Annotated in this window: 14 protein-coding genes and 1 pseudogene; 7 read left to right on the top strand and 8 right to left on the bottom strand. The window is 62.1% G+C overall.

What is annotated here, in order from left to right:
• Nucleotides 1-122: 122 nt before the first annotated feature.
• From LB515_RS06775 to LB515_RS06795, 5 genes and pseudogenes are all read right to left on the bottom strand, one after another.
• The gene (locus LB515_RS06775) at nt 123-1,409 is read right to left on the bottom strand and encodes an NAD(P)/FAD-dependent oxidoreductase (RefSeq protein ID WP_224532566.1); all 1,287 of its coding nucleotides are present in this window, start codon (nt 1,407-1,409) and stop codon (nt 123-125) included.
• Nucleotides 1,410-1,445: 36 nt separating this feature from the next.
• Nucleotides 1,446-1,811, bottom strand: coding sequence for a four helix bundle protein (locus LB515_RS06780; RefSeq protein WP_224632660.1), 366 nt, complete (start codon nt 1,809-1,811; stop codon nt 1,446-1,448).
• Nucleotides 1,812-1,889: 78 nt separating this feature from the next.
• A pseudogene (locus tag LB515_RS06785) lies at nt 1,890-3,339 on the bottom strand (glutamine synthetase family protein).
• 81 nt (nt 3,340-3,420) lie between these two features.
• Nucleotides 3,421-4,413 carry an ATP-grasp fold amidoligase family protein gene (locus LB515_RS06790; RefSeq protein ID WP_224707188.1) on the bottom strand — a complete coding sequence of 331 codons (993 nt, stop codon included), beginning with the start codon at nt 4,411-4,413 and terminating at the stop codon, nt 3,421-3,423.
• Nucleotides 4,407-5,219, bottom strand: a complete 813-nt coding sequence (locus LB515_RS06795) for a class I SAM-dependent methyltransferase (protein ID WP_224707189.1) — start codon at nt 5,217-5,219, stop codon at nt 4,407-4,409. Before LB515_RS06795 ends, LB515_RS06790 begins: the two co-directional genes overlap by 7 nt.
• An 87-nt stretch (nt 5,220-5,306) precedes the next feature.
• On the opposite strand from LB515_RS06795, the gene LB515_RS06800 reads away from it, so the two are divergent.
• Nucleotides 5,307-6,014, top strand: a complete 708-nt coding sequence (locus LB515_RS06800) for an HAD family hydrolase (protein WP_224707501.1) — start codon at nt 5,307-5,309, stop codon at nt 6,012-6,014.
• Nucleotides 6,015-6,025: 11 nt separating this feature from the next.
• On the opposite strand, the gene LB515_RS06805 is transcribed toward LB515_RS06800, so the two are convergent.
• The 3 genes from LB515_RS06805 to aceA form a co-directional block, all read right to left on the bottom strand.
• A complete protein-coding gene (locus tag LB515_RS06805) occupies nt 6,026-6,475 on the bottom strand; it encodes a response regulator (RefSeq protein ID WP_140839547.1) in 450 nt (149 codons plus the stop codon).
• 225 nt (nt 6,476-6,700) lie between these two features.
• Nucleotides 6,701-6,943 (bottom strand): hypothetical protein, encoded by a 243-nt coding sequence (locus LB515_RS06810; RefSeq protein WP_027168360.1) that lies wholly within the window; start codon nt 6,941-6,943, stop codon nt 6,701-6,703.
• A gap of 54 nt (nt 6,944-6,997) precedes the next feature.
• Nucleotides 6,998-8,287 (bottom strand): isocitrate lyase, encoded by a 1,290-nt coding sequence (gene aceA / locus LB515_RS06815; protein ID WP_224707190.1) that lies wholly within the window; start codon nt 8,285-8,287, stop codon nt 6,998-7,000.
• 251 nt (nt 8,288-8,538) lie between these two features.
• Between aceA and LB515_RS06820 the strand changes: the two genes are divergently transcribed.
• The 6 genes from LB515_RS06820 to LB515_RS06845 all read left to right on the top strand — a co-directional run bounded on the left by LB515_RS06820 (nt 8,539) and on the right by LB515_RS06845 (nt 15,659).
• Entirely contained in the window at nt 8,539-9,981 is a 1,443-nt protein-coding gene (locus LB515_RS06820) for a short-chain fatty acyl-CoA regulator family protein (RefSeq protein ID WP_224707191.1), read from the top strand.
• A 167-nt stretch (nt 9,982-10,148) separates the two neighbouring features.
• Nucleotides 10,149-11,111: a DMT family transporter gene (locus LB515_RS06825; RefSeq protein WP_224707502.1), complete on the top strand. Its 963-nt coding sequence runs from the start codon at nt 10,149-10,151 to the stop codon at nt 11,109-11,111.
• A gap of 441 nt (nt 11,112-11,552) precedes the next feature.
• Nucleotides 11,553-12,650 (top strand): polyamine ABC transporter substrate-binding protein, encoded by a 1,098-nt coding sequence (locus LB515_RS06830; protein ID WP_140839470.1) that lies wholly within the window; start codon nt 11,553-11,555, stop codon nt 12,648-12,650.
• Nucleotides 12,651-12,732: 82 nt separating this feature from the next.
• Entirely contained in the window at nt 12,733-13,872 is a 1,140-nt protein-coding gene (locus LB515_RS06835; protein ID WP_224532450.1) for an ABC transporter ATP-binding protein, read from the top strand.
• Nucleotides 13,873-13,881: 9 nt separating this feature from the next.
• Nucleotides 13,882-14,844, top strand: a complete 963-nt coding sequence (locus LB515_RS06840) for an ABC transporter permease subunit (RefSeq protein WP_224707192.1) — start codon at nt 13,882-13,884, stop codon at nt 14,842-14,844.
• A complete protein-coding gene (locus LB515_RS06845; protein ID WP_224707193.1) occupies nt 14,841-15,659 on the top strand; it encodes an ABC transporter permease in 819 nt (272 codons plus the stop codon). The genes LB515_RS06840 and LB515_RS06845 overlap by 4 nt, the downstream gene beginning before the upstream one ends.
• Nucleotides 15,660-15,674: the final 15 nt, after the last annotated feature.

Here is a 15,674-nt window from a genome sequence, read left to right on the forward strand (position 1 = left end):
TTACTGCTGATTATGGCATGAGTGAGCCAAATTGCGAAATTCTGCGTGCCTGTTAAGGCTTCCACAACCTGCCGCGTGGAAGCCGCCGGCGTCGAATCGGCGGCTTCGGCCGGGCGCCCGCTTCAAATCCTGTCACGCAACGCGAACCAATTCAGCGCCAGGAACAAGAGCGGCGCGCGCAAACGCCGGCCGCCTGGGAAGGCAGGGATTTTCAGATCCTCGATCAGTTTCAAGCGGTCGCGATTGCCGGCAACGGTCTCGGCATAGAGCTTGCCGAAGAAGTTCGACAGCATGACGCCGTGGCCGGAATAACCGCCTATCGAAATCACTTTCGGCATCACTTCGCGCACGAACGGCTTTCGCGGCACCGTGATGCCGACATAGCCGCCCCAACCATGCGTGATCTCGACATCCTTAAGGTCGGGGTAGAGTTCGGCGATCTGCCTTCGGATGTGAATATGGATGTCCTTCGGATCGTTGACGGCATAGATCTCGCGGCCGCCGAACAACAGCCGACCGTCCTTCGACTTGCGGAAATAGCGCACCACGAAGCGGGAATCATCGACCGACTCGCCGCCCGGCAGCACCTTGGAAGTGGCGCCGAGCGGAACGGTCGCGCCGATGAAGGAGCCGATCGGCATGATGTGCGCCGCGCTCACCGGCTCCAGATTGCCGCCATAGGCATTGACCCCGACCAGGCATTTGTCGGCTGTGATCGTGCCCCTGGGCGTCGTGACCGTCACCTTGCCGCCATTGGAAACGATGCCGGTGGACGGCGTCTGCTCGAACAGATGCGCGCCGGCGGCGGCCGCCACTTTCGCCGTGCCGACCACCAGTTTCAGCGGGTGGATGTGCCCCGTGCCGGTGTCGCGCGTGCCGCCGAAATAACGTGTCGAGCCCAGCCTTTCCGCGGTTTCCGCCGCGTCCATGAAGCTTATATGCGGGTAGCCGAAGCGGCTCGCCATGATCTCAGCGTGGCGCCTGTAGTCGTCGACATAACGCCGCTTGTGCGCCACCGAAAGCTGACCCGGCATATAGTCGATGTCGATCGCGTTGGCGGCAGCGAAGTCCAGCAGATGCGCCTTGGCTTCCTCGGCCAGGTCGAACAGCGCCTTGGCCCGGGAAAGGCCGTATTCGGCTTCCAATTCTTCCGCCCAGGCGCGCTGGCCGGTGCCGAGCTGCCCGCCATTGCGCCCCGACGCGCCATCGCCGAAGCGATAGGCATCGATCAGCACGACATCCGCGCCGGCCTTCGCCAAATGCGCGGCTGCCGACAAGCCAGTGAAGCCGCCGCCGATGATGACGACGTCGCAAATACGGTCGCCGTCGAGAGCCGGATATTCAGGCCGGGATCCGACCGTGTCCTCATACCAGGAACGGCCGGGGGAGATGGGGGATTGGTAGGACATGAAGTAGGGGAGTAGGGGAGTAGGGCAGTAGGGCAGCTATACGGGTGACAATTTACGGATCAGAAGCCGCAAGAGTGTTCCCACGCTCTCACTACGTATCATCAATTGTTGGGCTGCTTCGCTCGAAGTGATTCCGACGCGCTGCGCGATCAGTAAGTGAGTTTCCAACTCTTTGAGTGACCCTTGGGCAACTCTAAGAAACTGTTGATAGGAAGCCCGGCTTTCTCGTCCATAGCCTTCTGCAATGTTAGCCGGCACGGAAGCGGCTGCCTTGCGTAGCTGAGTTGTCAATCCATAGACCTCTTCTTTCGGCCACGCCCTTGTCGTTTCATAAATCGAAACTGCGAGGTCCATAGCCTGCTGCCAGACGACCAAATCTCTGTACGACTCGATCTTCGCCATCGTCCCCTACTGCCCTACTGCCCTACTCCCCTACTCCCCTACTCCCCTACTGCCTTACTCCCCTACTCCCCTACTCCCCTAAACATTCAGCAACAAATACTCCCGCTCCCACGGGCTGATCACTTCCATGAAGGTTTCGAACTCGGCCCGCTTGATCGCTGCGTAAGTGGCGGCGAAGGATGTGCCGAGGATAATGCCGAGCTCCTTGTCGGCCTCGAACAAATCGACCGCTTCCAGCAAGCTGCGCGGCAGGTCGATCTCGTCGGCATTGGCCGTGGTCAGAACCGGCGGTTCAGCTTTGATCTTTCTGATCATGCCGATCAGCCCGCAGGCAAGCGACGCGGCAAGCGCCAGATAAGGGTTGGCGTCGGAAGACGGGATCCGGTTTTCGACGCGCCGCGCTGCCGGATCGGAGCGCGGCACGCGGAAGGCGGTGGTCCGGTTGTCGTAGCCCCATTTGTTGTTGACCGGAGCCGAGGCCTGCTGCGTCAGCCGGCGGTAGGAATTGACGTAGGGCGCGAACATCACCAGCGCGTTCGGTACGTGCTTCTGCATGCCGCCGATGAAATGGAAGAAGGCGTCCGTCTCGGAGCCGTCCTCGGCCGAGAAGATGTTTTTGCCGGTCTTCTTGTCGATGACCGACTGGTGGATGTGCATGGCCGAGCCCGGCTGGCCCTGGATCGGCTTGGCCATGAAGGTGGCGTAGATCTCATGCTTCAGCGCCGCCTCGCGAATGGTGCGCTTGAACATGAAGACCTGGTCGGCAAGCTCGATCGGGTTGCCGTGTCGCAGATTGATCTCGAGCTGGCCGGCGCCTTCCTCATGGATCAGCGTGTCGATCTCCAGGCCCTGACGTTCCGAGAAATGGTAGATGTCGTCGATCAGTTCGTCGAACTCGTTGACGCCGGCGATCGAATAGCCGGCGCCGCCCCCCCCCGGCCCCGCCGCCGATCGGCCGGCCCGAGCGCCCGACCGGCGGCGTCAGCGGATAGTCCGGGTCGGGATTCTTGCGCACCAGATAGAATTCGATCTCGGGCGCCACCACCGGCTTCAGGCCGCGCTCGTCATAGGCGGCAAGCACGCGCTTCAGCACATTGCGCGGCGTGAACTCGACCGAGCGGCCGTCCTGGTGGACGAGGTCGCAAATCACTGCTGCCGTCGGATCTTCTTCCCAAGGCACAGCCGTCAGCGTTGAGAGATCGGGCAAAAGCTTCAGGTCGCCATCGTCCTCGGGATAGTGGAAGCCGTTGCCGTCCTCGGGATAGCCGCCCGAGATCGTCGTCATGAACACGGCCGAAGGCAGCGCCAGCGAGGTGTTGGAGGTGAATTTCTTCGACGGCATCATCTTGCCGCGCGCGACGCCCGCCTGGTCGGGAGTGATGCACTCGATGTCCTCGATGCCGCGCCATTCGAGCCAGGCGCTGGCTTCCTTCCAGTTCTTCACGCCGCGTTCGTTTTTCAGGAATGCAGGCGTGCGGGCGCGTCCCCCCCGGCTTGACGGACGGACTTCCTTTTTTTCAGGCGGCATCATTCACCAGATTGTGTTGCGGATTTCGAACTATAGCCGGGCGCAACGGGGAAAGGGAAGGGGAGGCGCCGGGCGGCTTGCTCAGGGAGCCGCTCTTTGCGAACCGGGCTGCAGCCTCTGCCGGTCGTTTGCGTCGAGCCATCGCAACAGCGCCGCCGCATAGACTTTGCGCCAACCTCGCTGGGGCGTCGACAGGAACCAGGCCTGGCGTATGTCCCAGCTATCGCCGGCCAGATCGCGCAGCTTGGTGTTGATGATGCCTTTTCCTGACAGCGGGTAGACCGAGAACTCGGAAAAATAGATTTCGCCGTCGATCTCGTAGAAGTCGCAGCGCATATGATCGAACGGTGCCGTCAGCCGCTCCGCTATCTCGCGCATCCGCAGAAACGATGGCGGCAGATCGATCTTCACCCATTGGCTGCCGCTGCCCGGCGGCACGGGTGCGTGATTGCCGTCGCGGTCGAAATGACTTTTCAGCTCGTTGCCCCATCTGTCCCGCCGTGCGGCGTAGACGTAAGCCGTCTTCCCGTTCGAGATATGAAATTTATACTCCAGCGGGACCGGCACATCGTCCTCGAGAAGCATCTCCTCAACGAAGATGAGCCGTCTCGCGCCCTTGTAGGCCCATTCACCGAATTTCCTGCCGTAGCGATTGCGCATCCAGCGCGCCGTTCGCCGCCGCAGCTTCGCCCTGTCCACCTCGCCGTTGCGGATCATCATGTTCCAGCGGCAGCCATGGTTGGCCTTCACCACGACATTTCCGGTAAGCAGCGCCGGTGGGATCTGCGTGGCGTCGCGGCCGTTCCACAACACTTTCGCGGTTTTGAGTTCCGGGCATGTTGACAGGGCGTAGTCCTTGGACGCCAGCTTGTCGCATGCCGTGGCATAGACGGGATTATGGTCGAAGATCTTCCGCCACAAGAACTTGTCGACGTAAGACCTCGGCCTGGCCGGGTCGGGAAAGACGCCGCTGTGATCATAGGTTCTTTTCCAGATCAGCGGATGGCGGAGCAGGCACCATGCCAAGGTTGCGGCCAGGACCGCGCGATCGGCCATGCCCGCTGCCATCAGCATGCGCTTCCGCGCCCGGCGGCGCCAGGCCGGAAGCGGACGAACACATCGCGGGTCATGTTGCGCGATACGCGGGTGCGGCCGACCACTTCCAGCCGCGGGTCGAGCGTCTCTTCCGCGCGCTCCGACCACAAGCGGGCCAACGAATACGGTTCCCATAGAACGAGCTGGAGATCGGGTGGGGCCGTGTCTGCGACGCGCGACACGACAGCTGCTTTGGGCGAGACCATGCTGGCGATATAGACAAGCTGGGCGCCGCGATAGTCATAGTCGCGCCCGTTGCGGAATTCGGCGCGCATTCGGATGTAGCCGAGTTTGGCTGCCAGAATATTCGCTGTCTCGACCGCTTCCGGCACAATATCCAGCCCGACGATCTCGGGAACCGGTGTCTGATCGCAGATACGGAACATAGTGAACGGGCGGCCGCCGCAGCCGACCATCACGGCACGTGTGCACCGGCTGAAGTCGACATGCTCGAAGACCTCATCCAGGCGCTTGTAGGCGTCTTTCGAGGACATGACGCCGATGGTCGTTTCCTCCGCCGCTATCTGCCCGAACGAGGTTGGATGCTTCAGCTCCAGCATCTGCCTTATTTCGGCGACGTCTTGCGCATGAACCATTTCGATGAAGGCTCGCGTAAGCATGGGCCGGTAGGCAAACAGTTCCGGGTGGCTGTCGAGCAGCGCTTCGCCGGTATCATGGCCCATGGCGACGCCAATATCGCGGATTCCGTTGATCAGTTCCGTTGGCGTGCGCTCACGAGCGCTTGCCATGAAGCCTTCCAGCTCGTCTTTCCACGAATTCAGCATGCACCCCCGCTTTGCCGATCTCCGGCTAGAGCTAGCAGTGCCCGGCGAACGCGTCTACACCGCGTTCCGAAGGAGGATGACGTGACAATATCCGCTCTTACCACGATCGGTTTCGATGCCGACGACACGTTGTGGCAGAACGAGCAGTTCTTCCGCATGACTGAGAAGCGCTTTGCCGCAATGCTGGCGGAGCACGGAGACCACGACCAAATCGCGGCAAGACTGCTCGAGGCGGAAAGGCGCAATCTCGCCCTCTACGGCTTCGGCATCAAGGGCTTTACCTTGTCGATGATCGAGACAGCGGTCGAGGTTACCGGCGGGGAGGTGCCTGGTTCGATCATCGGCGAGATACTGGCTGCCGGCCGCGAGATGCTCAGCCACCCGATCGAGCCGCTGCCGCACGCACGCGAGACGATCGAGAAGCTGGCGGGTTCCTACCGTCTGGTGCTGATCACCAAGGGCGACCTCTTCGATCAGGAGCGCAAGCTTGCGCAGTCGGGAATGGGTGACCTTTTCGACGCAGTTGAGATCGTCAGCGACAAGAGCACCGCCACCTATGCCCGCATCTTCAGCCGCTATGGCCGTGGTCCGCAGAACAGCATGATGGTTGGCAATTCCCTCAAGTCCGACGTGATTCCCGCCATCGAGGCCGGCAGTTGGGGCATCCATGTGCCGCACGAATTGACCTGGGCGATCGAACAGGCCGAGGCGCCTGTCGCGGCGCCGCGCTTCCGTCAGATTGCAGATCTTGGCGAGTTGCCGAGCCTTGTCGAGGCTATCGCAAAGGCCGAGTGAACGCTCGAGCCTTAGCCGCGCCCGACCAGGCGATCCACCACCGGTTGCAGTCTCTCGGGCGTGATCGGCTTGGCGACCACCGCATCGACCACGCTCGACAGGCCAAGGCTCTCCGGCGTGCCATTCCTGGTTGAAAGCAGTATCACCGCCGGCAGCGGCTTGCCGGAGGCGCGCCGCAGCGCGTCGATTGCCGACATCAGCCGGTCGCAATCCTTGTTGTCTGGGCCGCCGTCCAGGATGACGGCGCAGGGCAACTGGCCGGTGAGCGTCTTCTCGGCGGTTTCGGGCGTTTCCGAGATCGGTTTCAATCCCGATTTCTCGACGATTTTCGATACCACGACTCGGTTGATCGACGATTTTCCGACAACGAGCACCTTGGAAAAATTCGCCTCGATCGCGCCGGTCCAGGCTGCCGGTTTCGGATGTTTTTCGGAGTGGTCGTCACGGTTGGCGGGACACATCGGCGGGCAGGCACTCTGGTTCAATGCAGGGTTGAAACCTGAGGCACAATTGGGTGAGATCGCGGCCGGTGTCAAGCTGAAACGATCGAGGTCGAAAATATAGCAAGAAATTCCGGAATTCAGCGCAAGTCGTACCTCCTGGCGACGAAGGCAAATCGAAAAAATGCGATAGTCTCCCGGAGGTATAGCGCGCGGAAGACTATCGCCGAGACTGTTGACGTTACGTCAAGTATGACTCTGCTGGGTAACGATCACCGGGATCAAAAGGTCTCCCCAGTTGCCGTCGCCGCCATGGTGCCTGGCCGAACGCACCAGCTCCACCGAGACGCCGGCCTCGACTGCCTTCATGACCGACTGGTTTAGCCTGTGCAGATCGTTGGCGAGCATGCGGATCGTCGCCTGCTGGTCGACGCTCATCGCGCTCGATTGCTCTTCTGCCCTTTCCTTGACGCGGCTTATCGATGCCATCGCTCTTCTCCTCGATGTAGATGCCCTGCGGGCGTTTCCTCTGGTTGTTATCCGTTACTCGGCCGCCGGCCTGAATTGGGCGTGCTCGGTCGATTCATGCATGGCGGTGGTCGACGACTGGCCGCCGGTGATCGCCATCGACACGGCGTCGAAATAGCCGGTACCGACCTCGCGCTGGTGCTTGGTCGCCGTATAGCCGTGGGCCTCGGCCTCGAACTCGGCCTCCTGGAGTTCCGAATAGGCGGCCATCTGGCGATCCTTGTAGCCGCGCGCCAGCTCGAACATGCCGAAGTTCAACTGGTGGAAGCCGGCGAGCGTGATGAACTGGAACTTGTAGCCCATCGCGCCGAGCTCCTTCTGGAACTTCGCGATCGTCGCGTCGTCGAGGTTCTTCTTCCAGTTGAAGGACGGCGAGCAATTGTAGGCGAGCAGCTTGCCCGGATGGTGCCTGTGCACGCCCTCGGCGAATTTCCTGGCCTGCGCCAGATCCGGCTTCGATGTCTCGCACCAGATCAGGTCGGCATGCGGCGCATAGGCCACGGCGCGCGCGATGCAAGGCTCGATGCCGTTCCTGACATTGTAGAAGCCCTCGACCGTTCGGCCGGCGTCGTAGTCGACGAAAGGTCTGTCGCGCTCGTCGATATCGGAGGTCAAAAGCTTCGCCGCCTCTGCGTCCGTGCGCGCCACGACCAGCGTCGGCGTGCCCATCACGTCGGCTGCAAGGCGCGCCGCGTTGAGGTTGCGGATATGCGCCGCGGTCGGGATCAGAACCTTGCCGCCGAGATGGCCGCACTTCTTTTCCGACGCCAGCTGGTCCTCATAGTGGACGCCCGCGGCGCCCGCCTCGATGAAGGCCTTCATGATCTCGAAGGCGTTGAGCGGGCCGCCGAAGCCGGCTTCCGCGTCGGCCACGATCGGCGCGAACCAGGTCTCGACCGACAGCCCGTTGCCTTCGGATGTCTCGATCTGGTCGGCGCGCTGCAAGGTGCGATTGATGCGCTTGACCAGTTCCGGCGCCGCATTGGCCGGGTAAAGCGACTGGTCTGGATACATCGCCGAGGCGGTGTTGGCATCGGCCGCCACCTGCCAGCCCGAGAGATAGATCGCCTTCAGGCCGGCCCGAACCTGCTGCATGGCCTGGTTGCCCGACATCGCGCCCAGCGCATTGACGAAATCCTCCTCGTGGATGAGCTTCCACAACCGGTTCGCACCCATCTCGGCCAGCGTCTGGCGAATCTGCACGGAGCCGCGCAACCGCTTCACATCCTCCGGCAAGTAGGGGCGCTCGATGCCGTCGAAACGGCCTTCCGGCGCGGAGGGGACGAGGTTGTAAAAATCGGTCATTGGTCACTCCGGATCGTTTGGGAACTGCGTCAGCGCTGCATCGCAAAGGCATGTTCTGCGACGTCCTGCGTATGACATCCTTTACATTGCAGCGCGAAAGGCACCTAGAAAAACCGCAAGATGCCTCGGAAAATAAAGGAAAAGCTGTGTTGCCATTGACAAGTCAGCTCTGTAAATTTGTCACGATTGTAAAAGAGCGAGGCGAGCGCCGGACTCGATGTCAATGTAAATTCTTGTCAAGGATGGCAGGGATGGCCGACCAGAAGATCTTCGCCGGGCCGCGGCTGCGCCGGCTGCGCAACGCCAGGAGCCTGACCCAGACGGCGATGGCCGAAGGGCTGGGCATCTCGCCATCCTATCTCAATCTGATCGAGCGCAACCAGCGGCCGCTGACGGTGCAGCTCATTCTCAAGCTCGCCTCCGTCTACAAGGTCGATCCGCATGAATTGCAGGGAGAGACAAAAGGCTCGATCGCGGCTTTGCGCGAAGCCTTCAGCGATCCGCTTCTTGCCGGCGAACTGCCCGGCGATCAGGAACTGATCGACCTCGCCGAAACAGCGCCGAACGCTTCGGCGGCGATGGTGAAACTCTTTCGCGCCTATCGCGAGCAGGCCGAGCGCCTGTCCGACCTCAACCAGCTTCTGGCGAAGGAGGGCAGGGCAACCGCGCTGTCCGGCACCCGCATGCCTTCCGACGAAGTCCATGACGTGTTTGAGCGCCGGCCGAACCACTTCGCTTCGCTGGAAGAGGAGGCGGAGGCTTTCACATCGGTCCTCGACCCCGGTGATGATCTGTTCGGCGCGCTCAAAGCCTGGCTGAGGCGCGAGCACGGCATCGTCGTCAAGGTGCTGCCGGTCGCCACCATGCCCAACTGGCGCCGCCGCTACGATCGCCATTCGCAGCGTCTCTTCCTGTCCGAGCGGCTGTCGCCTTTCGACCAATTGCGCGAAGTCGCGATGGAGGCGAGCCTCATACGCATGTCGGTAGCCATCGCGGCTGAGATCCAGGCGCTGAAGCTCGGTACCGACGAGGCCCGCCGGCTCGCTCGCTTCGAGCTCGGCCGCTATGCCGCGCATGCGCTAATGATGCCCTATCAGGCTTTCCATGCCGCCGCCGTTCGCGCCCGCTACGACATCGACGTCTTGCGCTCCCGCTTCGGCGTTTCGTTCGAACAGGCGGCCAACCGGCTGACCATGCTGCAGCGGCAGGGTGCGTCGGGCGTGCCGTTCTTCATGCTGGAAGTCGACAATGCTGGCAACCGCTTCCGCAAGGCCGGCAGCCAGGGCTATCCGCAGAGCCGCTTTGGCGGCGGCTGCCCCAAGCTTCCCATCCATGCGGCCTTCTCGCAGCCGGGTCAGATCCTGGTGGAGGCGGTGGAGATGCCCGACGGCGCCGAGTTCCTTTGCATCGCCCGCACGCTGGAGGGCCCGCAGGGCGCTTTCTCCGAACGGCCGCGTCGCACCGCGCTCCTGCTCGGCTGCGACATCGGCTTCCGCGACGAGATCGTCTATGGCGCGGCGCTACCGGTCGGAGCCGCCGGCAAATCCGGGCAAGGCTTCGCCACGCCGGTAGGCCCCGCCTGCAGGCTCTGCGAGCGGATCGGCTGCCTTGCGCGCGCCGAGCCGCCGGTGACGCGCCCGCTCGGCCTCGACGAGATGGTGACGGGTCTCAGCGCCTTCGATTTCCAGGGATGACATCGGCGGATGTGTCCTAAGTCTCGCCGGGTGCTGGATCACGCCGGACCGGCGTCTTTGCGCTACGCGATTGAGGCACAATTCTTTCTGAGGCACAGTTCTGTCGTCTAAGACACAAGTCTTGTTGTCCTTGCTGCATCGAACGCAACTCGCTGACAGTCATGTCCATGACCGATACCGCCTCACCCGGCGCCCCGTCCTCCACTGCCTTGCCGGCCGTCTCGCCGCGCGAGGAGCGGATCGGTATGCTCCTGGTCTTCCTTTCGGCGCTTATGTGGAGCTTCGGCGGCGCCATCGCCCGTTTCATACATGTCGGCGACAGCTGGACCGTGGTGTTCTGGCGTTCGCTATGGGCCGTGGCCTTTCTGATCGCCTTCATGCTGTGGCGCGACGGCTGGCGCGGCACCCTGAAGCTCTTTCGGCACATGGGACTGCCCGGCCTTGGCGTCGCCTTCTGCTTCGCCACCGCCTCGACCAGCTTCGTGGTGGCGCTTGCCTACACCACGGTCGCCAACATCCTCCTGATGCAGGCCGGCGTGCCGCTGCTTGCGGCGCTCCTTGCCTGGCTGCTGTTTCGCGAACGGGTCGCTCCGGCCACCTGGATCGCCATTGCCGCCGTTATCGCCGGCGTCGCCATCATGGTTTCCGAATCCCTGGGCGGCGCCGTCTCGCCGATCGGCGACGGCCTGGCACTGCTGATCGCGGTGATGTTTTCGCTCGCGACCGTGATCACCCGGCGCTTTGCCCATGTGCGCATGGTGCCGGCCACCTGTCTCGGCGCGTTGCTCGCCGGTGCGTTCGCCGCTTCCCAGGCCTCGGCATTCGCGGTGTCGGGGCGCGACATGGGCTTCCTCTTTGCCTTTGGCGTCATCAACCTTGGCGTCGGCCTCGCCTTTTTCGCCATGGGCGCGCGGCTGGTGCCGGCGGCGATCGCGGCGCTGCTCGGCACCTTCGAGCCGATCCTTGGGCCGATCTGGGTCTGGCTTGTCCATTCCGAAGTGCCGTCGGTGCGCACCATCATCGGCGGTGCGGTCGTCGTCACGGCGCTGCTCGTCCACATCGGTCTGGAGTTCAAGCGACAGGCGCGGCCTGCACGTCCCGGCGTAACCGGCCTGCCGTCGCCCAATTGACGTTAATGCATGTCGCCCAAAAGTGCGCAGCGGTTTTGGGAGAGCGACATGCATCAAAACAAAGACTTAAAGCGCTTCGCCTAAATCCCTTTCAGCGTGACGCGCTTTAGGCAGCCTCCCCCATTGACAACCCAGTTGCCGGGCGGGCAGGCTGCAACTACGGCAACAACAAGACAGGCGTATCTTGCCAAGTGTCTCCGCCGGCCCGCTCAGGACCGGACTGCATCGTCATAGCTCTCAATACGCCACGGTGAATGCCGTTGACGCCGCCCGGGTGCCTCGCCGGGGAGGCCAAAATGTCTCGAACCCTGATGCCGTTACCGAGCCTTGCGTGGAGAGTTCACGCTTGTCGCTCTCCGGAAAGCTCAATACTCTCAAACCAAAGCCGCCCCGCCATATCGCGACGAGCCGGCAAGGGAACACCCACCAAAGGAGAACACCATGATCCGCAAAGCGCTTTGGCTTTCGGCGACGTCGGCATTTCTGACGCTTTTCACAATAAGCGGCCACGCCGAAGACCGCGTCGTCAACGTCTACAACTGGTCGGACTATATCGACAGCTCGATCATCGACGATTTCACCAAGAAGACCGGCATCAAGGTCGTTTATGACACCTTCGATTCCAACGAGATCCTGGAGACGAAACTGCTTGCCGGCGGCAGTGGTTATGACGTCGTCGTGCCGAGCGCCAACTTCCTGGCGCGCCAGATCCAGGCAGGCGTGTTCCAGAAGCTCGATAAGTCGAAGCTGCCCAACATCTCCAACATGTGGGATGTCATTTCCGAGCGTACCGCCAAATACGATCCGGGCAACGAATATTCGGTCAACTACATGTGGGGCACGGTCGGCCTCGGCTATAACGTCAAGAAGGTGCAGGCCGCGCTCGGCACCGACAAGATCGACAGCTGGGACGTCTTCTTCAATCCCGACAAGCTGGCCAAGCTGAAGGATTGCGGCGTCTATGTGCTGGACTCTCCCACCGACGTCATTCCCGCGGCGCTTAAATATCTCGGCCTCGATCCCAACAGCACCTCTCCCGATGACATCTCCAAGGCCGAGGAGGCGTTGCTGAAGGTGCGGCCCTATGTCCGCAAGTTCCATTCGTCCGAATACATCAACGCCTTGGCCAATGGCGACATCTGCCTGGCGATCGGCTGGTCGGGCGACGTCTTCCAGGCGCGCAACCGCGCCGTGGAAGCCAAGCAGGGCGTCGAGATCGGCTATTCGGTGCCCAAGGAAGGCGCCGAGATGTGGTTCGACCAGATGGCGATCCCCGCGGACGCTCCGCATGTCGCCGACGCGCTCGAATTCATCAACTATATGATGACGCCCGAAGTCATCGCCAAATCGTCGAATTACGTGCTCTACGCCAACGGCAACAAAGCCTCGCAGCAATTCGTCGATAAGGCGATCCTGGAAGATCCTTCGGTCTATCCGGACGAAGAGACGATGAAAAAGCTGTATACTATTGCGCCATACGATCCCAAGACACAGCGCATCATCACGCGCACCTGGACCAAGATAGTCACTGGCCAGTGAGAATTGCGACGCGGCCCCGGCAGCCAACTGCCGGGGTCGCTTTCTTTTGGGGATTTTTTAAGAAAGTAACGGAGTGGAGATCATGAAATCGCTTGGCAGCATCCGCAGGGATTTCGCGCCATGGAACGACCCGAATGCCAAGCCATATATCCAGTTCGACAAGGTCACCAAGAAGTTCGGTGATTTCATCGCCGTCAACAATCTGTCGCTGACCATCTTCGAGCGCGAGTTCTTCGCCCTGCTCGGCGCTTCGGGCTGCGGCAAGTCGACCCTGCTCAGGATGCTCGCCGGCTTCGAGGAGCCGTCCGCGGGCCGCATCCTGCTCGACGGGCAGGATTTGCGCGGCATTCCGCCCTACAAGCGGCCGGTCAACATGATGTTCCAATCCTACGCGCTGTTCCCGCATATGACGGTGGAAAAGAACATCGCCTTCGGCCTCAAGCAGGAGGGCATGCCTGGACCCGATATCGAAAAGCGCGTCGCCGAGATGCTGAAGCTTGTCAAGCTCGAGCAGTTCGCCAAGCGCAAGCCGCACCAGCTCTCGGGCGGCCAGCGCCAGCGCGTGGCGCTTGCCCGCTCGGTCGCCAAGCGGCCGAAGGTTCTGCTCCTCGACGAGCCGCTCGGCGCTTTGGACAAGAAGCTGCGCGAGGAAACGCAGTTCGAGCTGATGGACCTGCAGCAGGAGCTCGGCCTCACCTTCGTCGTCGTCACCCACGACCAGGAGGAGGCCATGACCATGGCCGACCGCATCGCCATCATGGACAAGGGCGAGGTGATGCAGGTCGCGACACCTGCCGAGATCTACGAGGCGCCGGCCTCGCGCTTCGTGGCGCATTTCGTCGGCAATGTGAACATGTTCGAAGGCAAGGTTGCCGAACATATGACAAGCACCACGCGCATCACCGGCGCGACCGGAGCGCAGATCGTCGTCGACAATGGCAGCAACGCCGCTGCCGGCTCCGACATCGTCTTCGCGATCCGGCCGGAGAAGATCAAGGTCTCCTCGAAAAAGCCGGCCGATGCCGTCAACGCGCTCGAAGGCGAGGTGTACGACGTCGCCTATCTCGGCGACATGACCGTCTATCATATCAAGCTTGACGACGGCCAGATGGTGCGGGCAAGCGCGTTGAACGCTTCGCGTATCACCGAGGATCCGCTCACCTGGAACGATCGCGCCTGGGTCTCCTTCCGGCCCGATGCCGGCGTCGTGTTGACCAGGTAGGAGGCTGAGATGACGGACATCGCAGCGACCGCCGCCCCATCGACCGAAACCGCAACACTGCCGGCGAGGCTGGCAACAGGCTTCGTCAACCGCCTGGTCATCATCGTCCCTTATCTCTGGCTGCTGTTCTTCTTCCTTGTCCCCTTCGTCATCGTGTTCAAGATCTCGCTGTCGCAAACGGCGATCTCGATGCCCCCCTATACTCCGGTGCTCGGCCTCAAGGACGGCATTTCGGGATTTTTCGCCGGCGTCCGCGAGCTCAATTTCGACAACTACACCTGGCTCACCCAGGACGCGCTCTATTTCAACGCCTATGTGACGAGCCTGGTCATCGCGGGGATCGCGACGATACTTACCCTGATCGTCGGCTATCCGATCGCCTATGGCATGGCGCGGGCGCCGGCCACGATCCGCCCGACCTTGCTGATGCTGGTGATCCTGCCCTTCTGGACCTCATTCCTGATCCGCGTCTATGCCTGGATCGGCATCCTGAAACCCGAGGGCCTGCTCAATCAGGTTCTGCTCGCCACCGGCCTGATCAGCCAGCCGCTGGTGATCCTCAACACCTACACCGCCATCTTCATCGGCATCGTCTATTCCTACCTGCCCTTCATGGTGCTGCCGCTCTATTCCTCGCTGGAGAAGATGGACTATTCGCTGATCGAGGCCGCGCAGGACCTCGGCTGTCCGCCGACCGGCGCCTTCTGGAAGATCACCTTCCCGCTGTCGCTGCCAGGCGTTGTCGCCGGCTGCCTGCTGGTGTTCATCCCGGCCGTCGGCGAGTTCGTCATCCCCGACCTTCTCGGCGGCTCGCAGACGCTGATGATCGGCAAGACGCTCTGGAACGAGTTCTTCTCCAACCGTGATTGGCCGGTCTCGTCGGCGGTGGCCGTCATCCTGCTCCTGGTGCTGACCATTCCGATCATGTTCTTCCAGCAGGCTCAGGCCAAGGCACAGGAGCAGGGCAGATGAACTCGACCTGGAGCCGCTTCAACATCGCCTCGATCGTGCTGGGCTTTGCCTTCCTCTATCTGCCGATCGTGCTTCTGATCGTCTTTTCCTTCAACGAATCCAAGCTCGTCACCGTCTGGGGCGGCTTTTCGACCAAATGGTACGTGTCGCTGTTCCACAATCAGGGCCTGATGGACGCCACCTGGGTAACGGCGCGCGTCGGCGTCATCTCCGCAACCATCGCCACCGTGCTGGGCACGCTCGCCGCCATCACGCTGACGCGCTACACGCGCTTCAAGGGACGTGTGCTCTTCTCGGGCATGGTCTTCGCGCCGCTGGTCATGCCGGAAGTTATAACGGGCCTCTCGCTGCTCTTGCTCTTCGTCGCCGTCGGGCTCGACCGCGGTTTCGTCACGGTGACGCTCGCCCACATCACCTTCACCATGTGCTTCGTCGCCGTCGTCGTGCAGTCGCGGCTGGTCACGTTCGACCGTTCGCTGGAGGAAGCGGCGATGGATCTCGGCGCGCCGCCGGTAAAGACCTTCTTCCAGATCACCTTGCCGGTCATCCTGCCGGCGATCATCTCCGGCTGGATGCTGGCGTTCACGCTCTCGCTGGACGATCTGGTTATCGCGAGCTTCACCTCGGGTCCCGGCGCCACCACGCTGCCGATGAAGATCTACAGCCAGGTGCGCCTCGGCGTGACGCCCGAGATCAACGCCGCCTGCACCATCCTGATCGCGGTGGTGGCGGTCGGCGTCGTCATCGCCTCGATCGCCAACAAGCGGCGCGAGATCCAGCGCCAGCTCGACGAGCAGGCCGCGCAGCGCGGTTGAGCGTGACGAGAAGCG

Origin of the sequence: Mesorhizobium sp. CA15 (genome assembly GCF_020165215.1) — a bacterium.
Taxonomy (GTDB): domain Bacteria; phylum Pseudomonadota; class Alphaproteobacteria; order Rhizobiales; family Rhizobiaceae; genus Mesorhizobium.

What these genes read in the sequence shown, in the direction of transcription:
- LB515_RS06775 (WP_224532566.1), bottom strand. Translation starts at nt 1,409, where the DNA reads ATGTCCTACCAATCCCCCATCTCCCCCGGCCGTTCCTGGTATGAGGAC.
- LB515_RS06780 (WP_224632660.1), bottom strand. Translation starts at nt 1,811, where the DNA reads ATGGCGAAGATCGAGTCGTACAGAGATTTGGTCGTCTGGCAGCAGGCT.
- LB515_RS06790 (WP_224707188.1), bottom strand. Translation starts at nt 4,413, where the DNA reads ATGCTGATGGCAGCGGGCATGGCCGATCGCGCGGTCCTGGCCGCAACC.
- LB515_RS06795 (WP_224707189.1), bottom strand. Translation starts at nt 5,219, where the DNA reads ATGCTGAATTCGTGGAAAGACGAGCTGGAAGGCTTCATGGCAAGCGCT.
- LB515_RS06805 (WP_140839547.1), bottom strand. Translation starts at nt 6,475, where the DNA reads ATGTGTCCCGCCAACCGTGACGACCACTCCGAAAAACATCCGAAACCG.
- LB515_RS06810 (WP_027168360.1), bottom strand. Translation starts at nt 6,943, where the DNA reads ATGGCATCGATAAGCCGCGTCAAGGAAAGGGCAGAAGAGCAATCGAGC.
- aceA (WP_224707190.1), bottom strand. Translation starts at nt 8,287, where the DNA reads ATGACCGATTTTTACAACCTCGTCCCCTCCGCGCCGGAAGGCCGTTTC.
- LB515_RS06820 (WP_224707191.1), top strand. Translation starts at nt 8,539, where the DNA reads ATGGCCGACCAGAAGATCTTCGCCGGGCCGCGGCTGCGCCGGCTGCGC.
- LB515_RS06825 (WP_224707502.1), top strand. Translation starts at nt 10,149, where the DNA reads ATGACCGATACCGCCTCACCCGGCGCCCCGTCCTCCACTGCCTTGCCG.
- LB515_RS06830 (WP_140839470.1), top strand. Translation starts at nt 11,553, where the DNA reads ATGATCCGCAAAGCGCTTTGGCTTTCGGCGACGTCGGCATTTCTGACG.
- LB515_RS06835 (WP_224532450.1), top strand. Translation starts at nt 12,733, where the DNA reads ATGAAATCGCTTGGCAGCATCCGCAGGGATTTCGCGCCATGGAACGAC.
- LB515_RS06840 (WP_224707192.1), top strand. Translation starts at nt 13,882, where the DNA reads ATGACGGACATCGCAGCGACCGCCGCCCCATCGACCGAAACCGCAACA.
- LB515_RS06845 (WP_224707193.1), top strand. Translation starts at nt 14,841, where the DNA reads ATGAACTCGACCTGGAGCCGCTTCAACATCGCCTCGATCGTGCTGGGC.